Origin of the sequence: Pinirhizobacter sp. (assembly GCF_035317885.1) — a bacterium.
Taxonomy (GTDB): domain Bacteria; phylum Pseudomonadota; class Gammaproteobacteria; order Xanthomonadales; family Rhodanobacteraceae; genus Pinirhizobacter.
In genome coordinates this window covers 1-15,554 of record NZ_DATHFX010000110.1, presented here as the reverse complement: position 1 = coordinate 15,554, position 15,554 = coordinate 1, and the positions used below count along the sequence as shown (strand labels likewise).

Here is a 15,554-nt window from a genome sequence, read left to right as displayed (position 1 = left end):
CGCGCATCGCCTCCGGCTTTCTCGATGGCGTCCTGCATGGCCAGCGCGTTCATCACCGTGGCCAGCATGCCCATGTGATCGCCCGTGACGCGGTCCATGCCGGCCTTGGCCAGGCCGGCGCCGCGGAAGATATTCCCACCGCCGATAACCACGCCCACCTGCACGCCGGCGCGCTGCACTTCGATGATCTCGCGGGCCAGGCCGCCGATGACCTTCGGGTCGATGCCGTAGTCTTCGGCGCCCATCAACGCTTCACCGGAAAGCTTGAGCAGGATGCGGCGGTGCTTCACTTCATTGCCCATGGTGTACTCCGGTGTTGATCGTGGTGATTGTAGCGTGAGGTGCATGCGGTGGTCCGCCAAAAAAAAAGCCGCGACATGCGCGGCCCTTTTTCATTCAGCGTGGCGTGCCATTAACCCTGCATCGCCTTCGCAACTTCGGCCAGGTAGTCTTCCTGGACTTTCTCGATGCCTTCGCCGACGCCAAGGCGCACCACGGTAACCACATCGGCGCCTTCTTTCTTCAGCGCCTCGCCCACCGTGATGTTGGTGTCGAGCACGTACGGCTGACCCACCAGCGTGACATCGGAAATGATCTTGTTGATCTTGCCCGAGATGATCTTCTCGAGGATTTCAGCCGGCTTGGCCTTGTCCTTGTCGGTCATCTGGCTGAGGGCGATTTCCTTTTCCTTGGCCACGAACTCAGCCGGGACATCGCTGGGCTTGATATGCGCGGGGTTCATCGCCGCCACGTGCATGGCGATGCCCTTGGCGAGGTCATCCGAACCACCCTTCAGTGCCACGATCACGCCGATGCGGCCGCCGTGCGAATACGTGGCCAGCGGGCCATCGGCCTTGACCTGCACCATGCGGCGCAGCTCGATCTTCTCACCGATGGTTGCGATCTGTGTTTTTACCGCTTCTTCCACGGTGCCGCCGGCGGGGTAGGCCGCGCTGTTAAGGGCGGCGATGTCGGTCGAGCCGGACTTCAGCGCGACATCGGCGATCTCCTGGGAGAAGGTGATGAAGTTCGGGGCCTTGGCGACGAAGTCTGTCTCGCTGTTGACTTCGACCAGCACGGCTTTGCCGTTGCCCTGCGCAGCGACGACGCGGCCGTCGGCGGCGACGCGGTCGGCCTTCTTGTCGGCCTTGGCCAGGCCGTTCTTGCGGAGCCACTCGATGGAGACGTCGATGTCCCCGTTGTTCTCGACGAGTGCCTTCTTGCACTCCATCATGCCGGCGCCGGAACGCTCGCGCAGTTCCTTCACCATCTGTGCGGAAATCTGGGTCACGGGAAAATCCTCTTGGGAGATGCTTTCGCTGCGCGGAGCGGCCGGTGGGGGCCGCCCCGCGCGCGGGTAGTGCTTATCTATCAGGCGCTGGCGCCGTCGCGCGGACCACGGCCGCCGTCACGCGGCGCACCCTTGCGGGCCGGGCCACGGTCGTTGCGGTCGCCGCGGTCGTTGCGGCGCGGGGCGGGCTTGCGGTCTTCCTTGGCCACCGGGTTGCCTTCCTCGTCGAGCTCGACGAAGTCGTTGGCGTCGCCCTGGCCGGCGTTCGGCGCTGCAGCCTTGCCTTCCAGGATGGCGTCGGCAGCGGCGCGGGCGTACAGCTGGATGGCGCGGATGGCGTCGTCGTTACCCGGGATGGCGTAGTCGACCAGGTTGGGATCGTAGTTGGTGTCGACGACGGCGATCACCGGGATGCCGAGCTTCTTGGCTTCCTGCACGGCAATGTCTTCGTGGCCGATGTCGATCACGAACAGGGCGTCCGGCAGGCGGTTCATGTCCTTGATGCCGCCCAGCGAGTTCTGCAGCTTGTCGCGCTCGCGGCGGCGGGCCAGCACTTCGTGCTTGACCAGCTTCTCGAACGAACCGTCGGTTTCGGCCGCTTCCAGTTCCTTCAGGCGGGCCACCGACTGCTTGACCGTGCGGAAGTTGGTGAGCATGCCGCCGAGCCAGCGGGCGGTGACGAAGGGCTGGCCGGCGCGGGCGGCCTCTTCGGCCAGCGTCTCGCGCGCCGAGCGCTTGGTGCCGACGAAAAGGATGGTGCCGCGCTTCTGGGCCAGGCCCGAAAGGTAGTTCATCGCGTCGGTGAAGAGCGGGAGGGTCTTCTCGAGGTTGATGATGTGGATCTTGCCGCGGGCGCCGAAGATATACGGGGCCATCTTCGGATTCCAGTAACGGGTCTGGTGGCCGAAGTGGACGCCGGCTTCGAGCATCTGGCGCATGGTGACCTGGGGCATTTCGTTTATTCCTTTGAAGCTCGATCGATAAGGATCGAAGGGGGTTGGGACCTCCACGTGCCCCCGGTTTCGACCGCGGTGCCTCCGGTGGGAGGCGCCAGCGGCACCCCGAAAACGGTGCCGGCACGTGTGTGGCGTTGGGTTGCGGCCTGCGCCGCCGATGGCAGCGCCGCGGACCATTGGGGCGTCCGGGCGGTTACAATCGTGTTTCGCCATGCGCTCGCGGGCCCGTTTCACGGGTGTCGGGCGACGCGCATAACTCGCTGATTATAGCTCGACGGCGTTATCCGCAGCAAGTTGCTGGAAATGCCTTCCTGTAGGCCACATCTGGGTTCATTATGGCAGTCATCCCCAAAACCCCCGAAGAAATCCAGGCCATGCGTGTGGCTGGCGCCCTTGCCGCCGACGTCCTGGCCATGCTCAAGGAGCACGTCAGGCCCGGTGTGAGCACCGAACACCTGGACCGCCTGGCCCACGACTACATCGTGGACGTGCAAAAGGCGATTCCGGCCAATGTGGGCTACCGCGGCTTTCCCAAGACCGTCTGCACCTCGGTCAACCACGTGATCTGCCATGGCATTCCCACCGAATCGAAGGTCCTGAAGGACGGCGATATCGTCAATATCGACGTCACGGTGATCAAGGACGGCTGGCATGGCGATACCAGCCGGATGTATTTCGTCGGCGCCCCCGGCGTACTGGCCAGGCGGCTGGTGGACACCACCTACGAGGCCATGATGCTGGGCATCGGTGCGGTCAGGCCCGGTGCCACCCTGGGCGATGTCGGCGCGGCCATCCAGAAGCACGCGGAGGCCGCGGGTTTTTCCGTGGTCCGCGAGTACTGTGGGCACGGGATCGGAAAGGTCTATCACGACGAGCCCCAGGTGCTGCATTACGGCCGCAACGGCACGGGCCTGGAATTGAAACCCGGCATGACCTTTACCGTCGAGCCGATGATCAACGCCGGCAAGCCGCAGACCAAGCAACTGCCCGATGGCTGGACGGTAGTCACCAAGGACCACTCGCTTTCGGCCCAATGGGAGCACACGGTGGCCGTGACCGAATCGGGTTTCGAAATCCTCACCCCCTGGCCGGATGCCGCCTGACGCGACCCCCGTTCGAAAGAGCAGGGCAACTTGAGCTCCACGCTGACGAGGCCCCATGACCGCACCCGCGCTGCCGCCCTTGCCCCGTCTGCCGGCCGTGGTGCCGCGTTCAGGCGTGTCGCCGGAGGCGCGCAGGGCCCTGCGGCAGCTGCTGGGCGATACCGAACGGGCGATCGCCACCGCCTTCGATGAGGGCGGTGACGCCACGGCGCTGTCCCGGCGCCGCAGCGAGGCGATCGACAAGGTCGTGGTGCATGCGTGGAAGGCCTGCCTGGGCGATCTTGCCGCCGCGGCGTTGTTCGCCGTAGGCGGTTACGGCCGCGGCCTGCTGTTCCCCCGTTCGGACGTGGACCTCCTGGCCATCGTCGGGGAAACCTCGCCGCCCTTGTACCGGGCGCTGGAGAATTTCTTCGCCTGCCTGTGGGACATCGGCATCAAGCCCGGTCATGCCGTGCGCGAGATCGACGAATGCCGGGCGCTGGCAATGCAGGACGCCAGCGTCTTCACCAGCCTGATCGACGCCCGCCGCCTGGTGGGCCAGCCCATCCTGGAAACCCGCTTGCGCGGCATCCTTGAAGATCCCGCCGTATGGCCGCCGCGCGAATACCTGGCGGTGCGCCTGCGCGAGCGTGATGCCCGCCACGCGCGCTTCGACGATACCGCGCACAACCTCGAACCCAACCTCAAGGATGGCCCCGGCGGCCTGCGCTCGCTCGACGCCATGCGCTGGCTGGGCCGCCGCCTGGCCAATGCGCCGGATTTCGCCGCCATGGTCCAGGAAGGGCTCCTGGACCCTGTGGAATGCGACGCGCTGCTCCGCGCGGAGCAAACCCTCCGCCGCTACCGGTTTGCCCTGCACCTGGAGGCCGGTCGCGCCGAGGAGCGCCTGCTTTTCGACTACCAGCGGGCGATCGCCGCGCGATTGGGGTTCGAGGACGAACACGAAAAGAACCTCGGCGTCGAACAGTTCATGCAGGGCTATTACCGTGCCGCCAGCACCATCGAACGGGCTGGCGTGCAGGTGGTGGAGCGATTCGAGGAAATGCTGGAGCCCGCGATCGAACCCAGCGCGGTAGGGCAGGATTACGTGCGCTTCGGCAATCGACTGGCCTTGCGTGACGCGGAGCTTTTCGTCGGGCATCCGGCGGCACTGGTGGATATCTTCATAGCGCGCCTGGACGAGCCGGGCATCACCGGCTTCACCGCCCAGACCATGCGGCGCATCCAGCACGCCGTATCGCTTCACGATGGCAAGCTGGCCGACGATCCTTCGGTACTCTCCAGCTTCCTGCGGCTCCTGCGCCGCGGCGCGCCGGCGGTGGAGGCCCTGTGGCGGATGAACCGCTACGGCCTGCTCGCCGCCATCATCCCGGCCTTCGGCGCGATTGTCGGCCGCATGCAATACGACCTCTTCCACATGTTCACCGTGGACGAACACACCTTGCGCGTGCTGCGCAATGTTGCCCGCTTCGCCGATCCGGGCTCACATGGCGAATTCCCCCTGGCCGTGGAGATCTGGCCGACCCTCGACAAGCCCGAACTGCTGTTGCTGGCCGCCCTGTTCCACGACATCGCCAAGGGCCGCGGCGGCGATCACTCGGTGCTGGGCGAGGAAGAAGCCCATGCCTTCGGCAAGCGGCTGGGCCTGCCGGCGGAAGACATCGCGCTGGTGGGCTGGCTGGTCCGCTGGCACCTGTTGATGAGTACCACCGCGCAGCGCCAGGACATCACGGACGCCGAGGTGGTGCAGCGCTTCGCAGGCCTGGTGGGCGACTGGGAGCACCTGGACAACCTCTACCTGCTGACCATCGCCGACATCATCGGCACCAGCCCGAAGCTGTGGAACGCGTGGAAGGACCGCCTGATGGCCGATCTCTACACCACCGCGCGCTATGCGCTGCGCAGCGACCAGGCGCAGAGCCAGCGCGCCGATGCCCGCGCCCGCGACTGCCGCGATCGCGCACTGGCGATGCTGGTGTCGCCGGATGTGGGCGCGGCCGCGGTGGAAAGGGTCTGGTCCGATTTCCCCGAGCTCTCCTTCCTGCGCCACCGGCCCGAGCAGATCGCCTGGCAAACGGCTGCGATCATGCGCGCCGGCAAGGTGCGGCCGGTGGTGGAAGTCCATCCGTTTTCCGTTCGCGGCAGCACGGAGCTGTTTCTTTACGCGCCCGATCGCGACGGACTTTTCGCAACCGTCACGGCCGTCCTGGACCGCTTGCGTTTCTCCGTGGTCGAGGCGCGGATCCTTTCCTCGCCCGCCGGCATGGCGCTGGATACCTTCCTGTTGCTTGAATCCGATTCCCAGGCACCGGCAAGCCTCCAGCGTGCCGAAGAATTGCGCACGCGCATGTGCAAGGCGCTCAGCGATACCCGCGTCGCACAACTTGCCAAGCGCGGCCTCTCGCGCCACCTGCGGCATTTCCAGATGGCGCCGCGCGTGGAATTTACCGACGCGGGCGAGCGCACGCAGCTGGCCTTCGTGTGCACCGACCGCCCGGGATTGCTTGCCGCGGTGGCGCAGGCCTTGGCCGAAGCGAAGGTTCGCGTGCATGATGCACGGATCGCCACCTTCGGCGAGCGCGTCGAAGACTTTTTCCAACTGACCGACCGTCACGACAAACCGCTGTCCGCCAACCGCAGGACGATCCTGCGCGAAGCCCTGCTGCGGCATGTCGGACATGCACCGAGGATTGAAGTACCCCATGCAGATGCAAACGCTTGAGACCCTGATCGACGACGCCTTCGAACGTCGCAACGAACTGGCCCAGACGGAAATCGATACGCACCTGCGCCCGGCGGTGGACCAGGTACTTGACCTGCTCGAATCCGGTGAACACCGGGTGGCCGAGCCCGACGGACAAGGAGGCTGGAAGGTCAATGCGTGGATCAAGAAGGCGGTGCTGTTGTATTTCCGCATCAACGGCAACCGGGTGATGGACGGCGGCGTGGCCGCTGCATTCGACAAGGTGCCGGTGCGCTTCGGCGGTGCGGACGAAACCACCTTCGGACAGGTCGGTGCACGGGTGGTGCCAGGGGCCATCGTGCGCCGCGGCGCGCACATCGCGCGCGACGCGGTGCTGATGCCCAGCTATACCAACATCGGCGCGTACGTCGGCGCCGGCAGCATGATCGATACCTGGGCCACGGTAGGTTCATGTGCGCAGATCGGCAAGGGTGTGCACCTTTCCGGCGGCGTGGGCATTGGCGGCGTGCTCGAACCGCTGCAGGCCAATCCCACCATTATCGAGGACAACTGCTTCATCGGCGCGCGATCGGAAGTGGTGGAGGGCGTGGTGGTGGAGAAGGGCAGCGTGATCGGCATGGGCGTGTTCCTGGGCCAGTCCACCCGCATTTACAACCGCGCCACCGGTGAGGTCAGCTATGGCCGTGTCCCCGCGGGCAGCGTGGTGGTTGCAGGCTCCCTGCCGGCGAAGGACGGCAGCCACAGCCTGTACGCCGCGGTCATCGTCAAGCAGGTGGACGAGAAGACCCGGGGCAAGACCGGCATCAACGAACTGCTGCGCGCAGGCGACGCCTGATGGCGGCGGTCATGCTTTACGGCCTGCCCAACTGCGATACCTGCAAGAAGGCGCGCAATTGGCTCGGCCGCTTCGAGGTGGAACATGCCTTCGTGGACTATCGCGCGCAGCCCGTGCCGGCAGCCACGCTCAAGGCGTGGGCCACTGAACTGGGCGGATGGGAGAAGCTGGTGAACAAGGCCAGCACCACCTGGCGCAACCTGCTGCCCCAGCGCAAAGACCCCCGCAGCGATCCTGAGTGGACCTTGCTGCTGAAGGAATACCCCGCATTGATCCGGCGGCCGGTGGTACTGCGCGAAGGCGAGCCGGTGACCGTGGGGTTCACCGACAACAGCTTCAAGAAACTTTTCGCCAAAGGCTAGCGATGCCTGTCATGCCCGATGTCCTGGACCTCACCTGCGAACTGATCCGCCGACCATCCGTGACACCGGGTGATGAAGGCTGCCAGGCGATGATTTCGGCAAGGCTCACCGCGGCCGGCTTCACCTGCCGGCACATGCGTTTCGGTGAGGTCGACAACCTCTGGGCCACGCATGGTAAGGGTGGGCCGGTGCTGGCATTCCTGGGCCATACCGACGTGGTTCCCCCGGGTCCCCATGGCGCCTGGGCCAGTCCACCGTTCGAACCGACCGTTCGCGATGGCGTGTTGCATGGCCGTGGAGCTGCGGACATGAAAGGCTCCGTTGCGGCGATGGTGGTGGCGCTGGAAGACTTCGTCCGCGCCCACCCGGATCACCCGGGCACGGTTGCGCTGCTGATCACCAGCGACGAGGAAGGCGTGGCGACCGATGGCGTCAAGCGCGTGGTGGAAACCTTCCAGGCCGAAGGCCTGCGCATCGACTACTGCGTCGTCGGCGAGCCGTCGGCGAAGGCGGCGCTGGGCGACCTCATCCGCGTCGGCCGGCGCGGATCGCTGTCCGGTACCGTGCGCGTACGCGGCGTGCAGGGCCACGTGGCCTATCCGGAAAAGGCCCTGAATCCCATCCATGCCTTCGCGCCCGCCCTGGCCGAACTTGCAGCCGAACACTGGGACAACGGCAACCAGGATTTTCCGCCCACCTCGTTCCAGGTTTCCAACCTCAACTCAGGTACCGGCGCCAACAACGTGATCCCCGGCGAACTGGTGGCGCTGGTGAATTTCCGTTATGGCACGGTGAGCGCCGCCGCCGACCTACAGGCTCGCGTTGAAGCCATCCTTGCCCGCCACGGTGTGGATGCGTCCATCGAGTGGTCTACGTCAGGGGCGCCGTTCCTGACGCCTGCCGGCGGCCGCCTGCGCGAGGTGGCCGTGGAGGCCTGCCGTGCCTTGCGCGGCGAAGCACCCGAACAGAGCACCGGCGGCGGCACGTCCGACGGCCGCTTCATAGCGCCGATGGGCGCGGAGGTGGTGGAAGTGGGGCCGGTGAACGCGACCATCCACAAGGTGGATGAATGCGTATCCATCGCCGACCTCGAACGCCTGCCCGGCCTCTACCGCGACATCATGCAGCGGATGTTTGCTTAAGGGTCAAGTTCAAGCGTGTGCGCCGCGGGTCCCGGAAGCAGTGGTGTTGCGCGCCCCTCCACCCAGTCGCGGTGGCCGCTGCCGTGGAAGGGCGACAGCGGATGGTCCGACTGTCCGCCGGGCATCTGCAGGTAACTGCTGCCCTCGTGGCCGGGCATGATGCCGAAGCGCTCCGAGGCGCCGAAGGCCGGCGCCTGCACGCGCGGCATGTCGCGGTCGCCGGGCAGCGGTTCGCGCGGCATGTCGATGAGCCTGGCCGCGAATGCGGGCAGTGCGCGCGAAAGCGGATGCACGATCGCCGCCGTATTCGCCTCGCCCCAGGTGCGAGCGGCAAGGCCGCCGGGCTGGCTGCCCAGGTCATCGACGACCTTCTGCGCGGCGGCCCGGAGCAGGTCGTTCCAGTCGGCATAACGCGGGTCAAGCAAGTTCGGCGGCTGTTGCTGCACCATCGCCCACACCGCGGCCTCCGTGCGGAGGTCATGGGGCCAGGCAAAGCCCGGGAAACGCCGGGCCACCCGCTCGACAAAGGGCGCAAGTACGGCGGCGCGCACGTTGTCGCGGAAGGCGCGCACCAGCCGGTAATCGACGTTGCCCACGTCCGCCCGTGCGCTCCATCGTTCGGTGAGTACGCGCAGCTGCGATAGCCCCGCGTCGTTACTGCGCGCAAGCGTCGCCTGCAACAGCTGTTGCCAGCGGGTGAGGAATACCGCGCGGTCGTCCAGCTGGATCGACAGCATGTCACCGGGCGCGAAGCTGGCGCGTGCGTCCAGGTCGTCGGCGATCTGTTGCGCGCGGGCGCCGACATCATGGCCGCCATCGCCCAGCATGGCGAGGTCGCGGCCTGCCACCACGCGGTTGTTGGCCGTCCACAGGCGGTCGCGACCGGTGATGCGGGGATAATCGCCCGGTGCGAGGAAACCCGTCCAGCCGGTGCCGGGCGCGGACCAGTCCGATGGCAGCAGCGCGTCATAATCCGAGCGCACGGGAATGCTGTTGCCGACGATGGTCCACGCCACGTGGCCCTGGGTATCGCCGAAGAGGGCATTTTGCGGGGGGATGCCGGCGAGCGGGGCGATGGCCAGCGCCGCGTCCACGTTCGCGGCCTGCTCCAGTTTCATCAACGCCATGTTGTAGGTGCGGGGCAACTGGCCGATCCACGACAACGCCAGCGGAGCGCCGTCGGTGTCCCGCGCGAGGATCGGACCGAAGCGGGTCTGGGCGACGTCCAGGTGGCGGTCTGCCGCCCCCTGCACATGGATCACTTCGTCGTAGTGGGTGACCTTCTCGCTGGGTACGCGTACCCAGTCGGCCCAGTCGCCGTAGCTGTTGGTGAAAGCCCACGCCACCTGGCCATTGGAGCCGGCGACGAGTGCCGGCGTGCCGGGCAGGGTGACGCCATTGAGGTCGCGCATGCCGCCCGGTGCGCTGGTGTCCGGGTAGCGCAATCGCGCGCGGAACCAGATGTCGGGTGTACGCAGGCCCAGGTGCATGTCGCCGGCGACGATCGCGGCCCCGGTACCTGTGAGCTTGCCCGACACCGCGAAGCTATTGCTGCCTGGCTTGCCCGCTTCAGGCGGTACGCTGGTTGCGGGCGCGGGAGGGACATCTGCATCGGCATGGCGCAAGTCCAGGTCCGTGCCTTCGGGCATATAGGCCGGCGGCGATGCCACGCCCTGCAGCGGCGATTCCCAGCGACCGTCGGGCGCGGTAAGGAAGCTCACGACCGCGCGCGGGAACGTTGCCCGTAACCGCGCCAGCGCCAATTCCCGCTCGTTCTCGCCGTTGGCGTTGAGATCCAGGTACATCGCCGCCGTGCTCAGCAGGCTGTCCTCGCTACGCCACGGCTCAGGTCTCTGGCGCAGCAGCAGGTATTCGAAGGGCGGTACGCGCAGCGCCGCAAGGCCGGCATTGACGCCATCGCGGTAGGCATCGAGCATCGCGCGTTCGTCTTCGGGAAGCTCCGCGAGCGCTGCTTCAGCGACGCTGCGCAGGCGATGCCGGCGGACGTCGAGATCCCGGTCGATAGCGCCGGCACCGACAAGCCCGGACAACTCACCCGCTGCCACCCGCCGTTGCAGGTCCATCTGGAAATAGCGCTCCTGCCCATGGACGAAGCCGAGCGCAAAGGCCACGTCGCGGCGATTGGCGCCTTCGACGGTGGCCGTGCCCAGGGCATCGCGGGTGATGGTGGTGCGCGCGCCAAGGCCCGCGACACGGCGATGGCCGTCGAGCTGCGGCAGGCTGCCGGACAGTTGCCACCAGCCGTAGCAGGCCACGCCTGCCACCAGCAGCAACACCAGTACGAGCAACCCGCCGACGACCTTCGGCCAGCGCCGTCGGCGGCGGGAGGCCTTGAGGGCGGGCAGGGCGGCGCCGCGATTCATGGCGCCTTGTCGAATACGGCGAGAATGCCGGCGTAGGGCTTGAGCATGAAGGCAGGCGCGCCGGCATAGCCCTCACCGTCGACATAAGCCTGCGAAATGGTGCCGTCCAGGAACAGGGCGTCGCGGCATTGCAGCCGGTCGCGGAACAGCCGGGCGAAGACGTGGAAATTCACCGGCGACTCGGACACGGCGAACACCACTTCATCGCCCGACACCGCGCACACGCCACTGCGCCATTTCATGCTTTCCGACGCATCGGTGAAGGCCGGGTTGACCGATCCGTCGATCAGCAGCATCGGCCCTGATTGCGTCGCCAGGCGAGGGGTGGGCAGCGCCGCCGACTTCCACGCCTCGCTGGTCATCACGTGGGCCTTGCCCTTTGCGTCGACGGCGAACACGCCGTTGGGCAGCAGGGAAAAATTCCCCGACGCCGGATTGCCGCGCGCCAGGTTCAGCGGCACGCGCTGGCGGCCGTCCTCGACGTACAGCCCCAGCGGTGCAAACTTGTGATCGTAGATGCCCGCGTTGGTGGCAAAGGCCAGGTGCCGGCCACGGGATTGCCCCCAGGCCCTGAGCGACTCGATGTCGCCGAAGGGCTGGCCCGAGCCGTCCTTCCAGTGCAGTTCGAGCAAGTCATTTCGAAGGTCCACGCGGATGACGCGGAAACCCAAGTCCTCGAACACCATGCGCTGGCTTTGCAGGGCATGGGCGGCGGGAACGATGGCGAGCAGCACAAAAAGGCCCGCGACGAGACGGCGGGGCAGGCGTCGCGTCGACGCGGGGGGATTCGGGAACGTCATGAGCCTACTGTGGCGGCGCGCCCGGGCGGCTGGCAAGGGGGCGTTGTAAACTCGGCGTTTTCCGTGCCTGGCCAGACCATGCCCTATACCCCGATCGCTGCCACCTTGGGCTATGTGCTCTCCGCCGACGGCAAACGTGTGTTGCTGGTGCATCGCAACGCCCGCCCGGACGACCAGCACCTGGGCAAGTACAACGGCCTGGGCGGCAAGATGGAACTGAACGAGGACATCGCCGAATGCATGCGCCGCGAGATCGCCGAGGAAGCGGGCATCGAATGCACCTCGATGCAGTTGCGCGGCACCATCAACTGGCCCGGCTTCGGCAAACAGGGCGAGGACTGGCTTGGCTTCATCTTCCTGATCGACGGCTTCACCGGGCAGGCGTGGGGCGAGAACGAAGAAGGCACCCTGGAGTGGGTGCCCCTGGAATCGATCTACGACCTCCCCATGTGGGAAGGCGACCGGCATTTCCTGCCGCTGATCTTCGACGGTGATCCGCGTCCCTTCCATGGGGTGATGCCCTACAAGGATGGCCGCATGCAGAACTGGGCGTTCAGCCGATTCTAGTGCGTAGCAACTAGCCTGCCGGGCGCATGTCGTCCACCAGGTGGCTGCGTTCGAGTGCAGAGAGGGTCATCGACACCATCTCGCCCACGCGCAGGTCACGGTTCAAGGTGGGCTCGAAGATCTGCACCTTGTACTGACGTTCGATATCCATGCACAGCGATACCGCGGTGAGGGAATCTACCCCTAGGTCGCGCAGGCTCGATTCGGGCGTGACCACGGCGACATCGGTGCCAATGCCACGCGCGATCGTCGTGGCGATTTCGACTCCGAGCGCTGAGCGATCCATCAGCCGGTGGTCTCGATTCGTTCGACGCGGCGCAGGCCGCGGGGCAGCAGGCCGCCACGGCCCGCACGGTTGCCGCCGTATTCGACAAGGTCCGCCCAGCGCAAGGTGAGCTTGCGGGCGCCTGCGTAAAGGGTGACTTCGCCTTTTGATTCGGTGACCACCGCCACGCCGGCCACGCGCTCGTCGCCCGAGGAAAGCTTCGCCTTGGGAATTTCCACCAGCTTGTTGCCCTTGCCCTTGTCCAGTTCCGGCAACTCGGCTACCGAGAACATCAACAGGTGCCCTTCGGTGGTGACCACCACGATGCGGTCGCGTGAGGGATCGGCGCTGATCGCCGGCTGCAGCACGCGCGCACCGTCCGCCAGGCTGATGATCTGCTTGCCGGCCTTGTTGCGGCCGGTGAGGGCCTCGAAGCGGGTGACGAATCCGTAGCCGAAGTCGGTGGCCAGTACCAGGCGCGTGTCGTTGTCGCCGGCGACCACCGCGTCCATGCGCGCGCCCGCGGGCGGGCTGAAGCGGCCCGTGAGGGGCTCGCCGTTGCCGCGCGCGGAAGGCAGCGTGTGGGCCGGCGTGGAATAGCTGCGACCGGTGGAATCGATGAAGGCCACCTGTTGCGTGGTGCGTGCACGCACTGCGGCCAGGAGGCTGTCGCCTTCGCGGTAGGACAGGCCTTCGGCGTCGATGTCATGGCCCTTGGCGGCCCGTGCCCAGCCCTTGGCCGAGAGCACCACGGTGACCGGCTCGGACACGACCAGGGCGCTTTCGTCCAGCGCCTGCGCGGCGTTGCGCGACACCAGCGGCGAGCGGCGTTCGTCGCCGTGTTTTTCAGCGTCGTGGCGGAGTTCTTCCTTGATCAGGCCCTTGAGCTTCGCCGGCGACTTCAGCAGCACGTTGATGCGCGCGCGCTCTTCCTCGAGCTGGTCCGCCTCGGACGTGATCTTCATTTCCTCGAGCCGGGCCAGCTGGCGCAGGCGGGTCTCCAGGATGTAGTCGGCCTGCTCTTCGGAAAGGCGGAAGCGGGCCATCAAAACCGGCTTGGGCTCATCCTCGGTGCGGACGATGTGGATCACTTCGTCCAGGTTGAGGTAGGCGATGCGCAGGCCTTCGAGCAGGTGCAGCCGGCGCTCCACCTTGGCCAGGCGATGGTTCAGGCGCTTGGTGACGGTGTCGGTGCGGAAGCGCAGCCATTCGGCAAGGATCATCTTCAGATCCTTCACCTGCGGGCGACCGTCGAGGCCGATCATGTTGAGGTTGACGCGGAAGCTCTTCTCAAGGTCCGTGGTGGCGAAAAGGTGCGGCATCAGCTCGTCGGCGTCGATGCGCGAGGAACGCGGCACCAGCACCAGGCGGATCGGGTTCTCGTGGTCGGACTCGTCGCGCAGGTCCTCGATCATCGGCAGTTTCTTCGCGCGCATCTGCGCTGCGAGTTGCTCGAGGATCTTCGATGGCGATACCTGGTGCGGCAGCGCCGTGATCACGATGTTGTTTTCCTCGCGGCGGTAGATCGCCCGCGCGCGAAGGGAACCTGAGCCGGTCTGGTACATCGAGAGCAATTCGGCGCGCGGGGTGATGATCTCGGCAGGCGTGGGGTAATCCGGCGCCAGCACGTGCTCGCACAGGTCCGCCACCGTGGCGTCGGGATCGTCCAGCAGGCGGATGCAGGCGCTGGCCACTTCGCGCAGGTTGTGCGGCGGGATGTCGGTGGCCATGCCCACCGCGATGCCCATGGAACCATTGAGCAGCACATGCGGCACGCGCGCCGGAAGCCAGGACGGCTCGTCCATGGTGCCGTCGAAATTGGGTACCCATTCCACCGTGCCCTGGCCAAGCTCGGACAGCAGTACCTCGGCGATCGGGGTAAGGCGTGATTCGGTGTAGCGCATCGCGGCAAAGCTTTTCGGATCGTCCGGCGAGCCGAAGTTGCCCTGGCCGTCCACCAGCGGATAGCGGTAGGAGAACGGCTGGGCCATCAGCACCATGGCCTCGTAGCAGGCGCTATCGCCGTGCGGATGGAACTTGCCGATCACGTCACCGATGGTGCGGGCGGATTTCTTCGGCTTCGCCGTGGCGGCGAGGCCGAGCTCGCTCATGGCGTAGATGATGCGGCGCTGGACGGGCTTGAGCCCATCGCCCACGAAGGGAAGGGCGCGGTCCAGCACCACGTACATGGAGTAATCCAGGTACGCGCGCTCTGCATATTCGCGCAGCGGGATCTGTTCGTAATTGGCTTGCAGGGTCATCGGGGGCATGGCAATCCGTGATGCTCAAGCCACGAATGGTGCCATGCCTAAGTCTCAGGGGGTGAGCCCCGGGGTCAGAGTGAATACTCTGACCCCCAAAAGTCGGCCGGTTACGAGGCCTCGCCCTGCTTGGGCGGGGCGCCCCGGCCTTCCACGTGTCCCCCAAAGCCCAGCCGCATGGCCGACAACAGCCGCTCGGCGAAGGTGTGCTCCTGGCGCGAACGGAACCGCGCGTAGAGGGCGGAAGTGAGCACCTCGGCGGGCACCGCTTCCTCGATGGCGGCGTTGATCGTCCAGCGGCCTTCGCCGGAGTCGTCGACGAAGCCTGAGAACCCATCCAGCTGCGGAGCCTTGGCCAGGGCGCTGGCGCACAGGTCCAGCAGCCACGAGGACACCACGCTGCCGCGGCGCCACACCTCGGAAATGTCCGCCACGTCCAGCTCGAAACGGTCGTCCTCGGCCAGGGTGGCCTGGTCGCGGTTGCGCAGGATGTCGAAGCCTTCGGCGTAAGCCTGCATCAGCCCGTACTCGATACCGTTGTGGACCATCTTGACGAAGTGGCCCGAGCCCGCCGGGCCGGTATGCATGTAGCCCTGCTCCACGCGCGCATCGCGGCCCTCGCGGTCGACCGTCCTGGGGATGTCGCCGTTACCCGGGGCCAGCGTTGCGAAGATCGGGTCCAGGCGGTCCACCTGGGCCTTATCGCCACCGATCATCATGCAATAGCCGCGCTCCAGGCCCCAGACGCCGCCGGAGGTACCCACGTCGATGTAATCGATGCCTTTGGCCTTCAACTCCTTCGTGCGGCGGACATCGTCGCGGTAGAACGTGTTGCCGCCGTCGATCACGGTGTCGCCTTCGGAGAGCAATCCACCCAGCTGGGC

14 protein-coding genes are annotated in these 15,554 nt (G+C 66.5%); 6 read left to right on the top strand and 8 right to left on the bottom strand.

What is annotated here, in order from left to right; all coding sequences use genetic code 11:
- The 3 genes from VK519_RS03450 to rpsB all read right to left on the bottom strand — a co-directional run.
- Positions 1–302: amino acid kinase family protein (locus VK519_RS03450; protein ID WP_524538975.1), on the bottom strand; the 302-nt coding region annotated here is incomplete at its 3' end.
- Positions 303–412: 110 nt separating this feature from the next.
- A complete protein-coding gene (gene tsf / locus VK519_RS03445; protein WP_324347699.1) occupies positions 413–1,291 on the bottom strand; it encodes a translation elongation factor Ts in 879 nt (292 codons plus the stop codon).
- Positions 1,292–1,371: 80 nt separating this feature from the next.
- The gene (gene rpsB / locus VK519_RS03440) at positions 1,372–2,244 is read right to left on the bottom strand and encodes a 30S ribosomal protein S2 (protein ID WP_324347697.1); all 873 of its coding nucleotides are present in this window, start codon (positions 2,242–2,244) and stop codon (positions 1,372–1,374) included.
- Positions 2,245–2,582: 338 nt separating this feature from the next.
- Here rpsB and map point away from each other — a divergent pair, with 338 nt between their 5' ends.
- From map to dapE, 5 genes are read left to right on the top strand one after another with little or no spacing between them, the layout of a single operon-like run.
- The gene (gene map / locus VK519_RS03435) at positions 2,583–3,350 is read left to right on the top strand and encodes a type I methionyl aminopeptidase (protein ID WP_324347695.1); all 768 of its coding nucleotides are present in this window, start codon (positions 2,583–2,585) and stop codon (positions 3,348–3,350) included.
- Positions 3,351–3,405: 55 nt separating this feature from the next.
- Complete coding sequence (glnD, locus tag VK519_RS03430; RefSeq protein ID WP_324347692.1) at positions 3,406–6,072, top strand: [protein-PII] uridylyltransferase; 2,667 nt, start codon at positions 3,406–3,408, stop codon at positions 6,070–6,072.
- Positions 6,059–6,889, top strand: a complete 831-nt coding sequence (dapD, locus tag VK519_RS03425) for a 2,3,4,5-tetrahydropyridine-2,6-dicarboxylate N-succinyltransferase (RefSeq protein ID WP_324347705.1) — start codon at positions 6,059–6,061, stop codon at positions 6,887–6,889. Before glnD ends, dapD begins: the two co-directional genes overlap by 14 nt.
- The gene (locus VK519_RS03420; RefSeq protein WP_324347690.1) at positions 6,889–7,251 is read left to right on the top strand and encodes a Spx/MgsR family RNA polymerase-binding regulatory protein; all 363 of its coding nucleotides are present in this window, start codon (positions 6,889–6,891) and stop codon (positions 7,249–7,251) included. Before dapD ends, VK519_RS03420 begins: the two co-directional genes overlap by 1 nt.
- A gap of 11 nt (positions 7,252–7,262) precedes the next feature.
- Positions 7,263–8,393 (top strand): succinyl-diaminopimelate desuccinylase, encoded by a 1,131-nt coding sequence (gene dapE / locus VK519_RS03415; RefSeq protein ID WP_324347688.1) that lies wholly within the window; start codon positions 7,263–7,265, stop codon positions 8,391–8,393.
- On the opposite strand, the gene VK519_RS03410 is transcribed toward dapE, so the two are convergent.
- Both VK519_RS03410 and VK519_RS03405 read right to left on the bottom strand, forming a co-directional pair.
- Positions 8,390–10,777, bottom strand: coding sequence for a penicillin acylase family protein (locus VK519_RS03410; RefSeq protein ID WP_324347686.1), 2,388 nt, complete (start codon positions 10,775–10,777; stop codon positions 8,390–8,392). The genes dapE and VK519_RS03410 overlap by 4 nt on opposite strands.
- The gene (locus tag VK519_RS03405) at positions 10,774–11,511 is read right to left on the bottom strand and encodes a phosphodiester glycosidase family protein (RefSeq protein ID WP_414692688.1); all 738 of its coding nucleotides are present in this window, start codon (positions 11,509–11,511) and stop codon (positions 10,774–10,776) included. The genes VK519_RS03410 and VK519_RS03405 overlap by 4 nt, the downstream gene beginning before the upstream one ends.
- Before the next feature lie 144 nt (positions 11,512–11,655).
- On the opposite strand from VK519_RS03405, the gene VK519_RS03400 reads away from it, so the two are divergent.
- Positions 11,656–12,144, top strand: coding sequence for an NUDIX hydrolase (locus VK519_RS03400; RefSeq protein WP_324347703.1), 489 nt, complete (start codon positions 11,656–11,658; stop codon positions 12,142–12,144).
- Positions 12,145–12,154: 10 nt separating this feature from the next.
- Here the strand turns inward: VK519_RS03400 and VK519_RS03395 are convergent, their stop codons facing one another.
- From VK519_RS03395 to gnd, 3 genes are all read right to left on the bottom strand, one after another.
- A complete protein-coding gene (locus VK519_RS03395; RefSeq protein WP_324347682.1) occupies positions 12,155–12,430 on the bottom strand; it encodes an acyl carrier protein in 276 nt (91 codons plus the stop codon).
- Positions 12,430–14,670: a DNA topoisomerase IV subunit A gene (gene parC / locus VK519_RS03390; RefSeq protein ID WP_324347701.1), complete on the bottom strand. Its 2,241-nt coding sequence runs from the start codon at positions 14,668–14,670 to the stop codon at positions 12,430–12,432. Before parC ends, VK519_RS03395 begins: the two co-directional genes overlap by 1 nt.
- A gap of 110 nt (positions 14,671–14,780) precedes the next feature.
- Positions 14,781–15,554 (bottom strand): phosphogluconate dehydrogenase (NAD(+)-dependent, decarboxylating) (gene gnd, locus VK519_RS03385; protein WP_324347680.1); only part of this gene is annotated, 774 nt, incomplete at its 5' end.

Bases quoted from the DNA above. Each gene is read 5' to 3' on its own strand.
- dapE (WP_324347688.1), top strand. From the start codon at position 7,263: ATGCCCGATGTCCTGGACCTCACCTGCGAACTGATCCGCCGACCATCC.
- rpsB (WP_324347697.1), bottom strand. From the start codon at position 2,244: ATGCCCCAGGTCACCATGCGCCAGATGCTCGAAGCCGGCGTCCACTTC.
- VK519_RS03395 (WP_324347682.1), bottom strand. From the start codon at position 12,430: ATGGATCGCTCAGCGCTCGGAGTCGAAATCGCCACGACGATCGCGCGT.
- glnD (WP_324347692.1), top strand. From the start codon at position 3,406: ATGACCGCACCCGCGCTGCCGCCCTTGCCCCGTCTGCCGGCCGTGGTG.
- VK519_RS03410 (WP_324347686.1), bottom strand. From the start codon at position 10,777: ATGAATCGCGGCGCCGCCCTGCCCGCCCTCAAGGCCTCCCGCCGCCGA.
- VK519_RS03420 (WP_324347690.1), top strand. From the start codon at position 6,889: ATGGCGGCGGTCATGCTTTACGGCCTGCCCAACTGCGATACCTGCAAG.
- dapD (WP_324347705.1), top strand. From the start codon at position 6,059: ATGCAAACGCTTGAGACCCTGATCGACGACGCCTTCGAACGTCGCAAC.
- parC (WP_324347701.1), bottom strand. From the start codon at position 14,670: ATGACCCTGCAAGCCAATTACGAACAGATCCCGCTGCGCGAATATGCA.
- VK519_RS03400 (WP_324347703.1), top strand. From the start codon at position 11,656: ATGCCCTATACCCCGATCGCTGCCACCTTGGGCTATGTGCTCTCCGCC.
- map (WP_324347695.1), top strand. From the start codon at position 2,583: ATGGCAGTCATCCCCAAAACCCCCGAAGAAATCCAGGCCATGCGTGTG.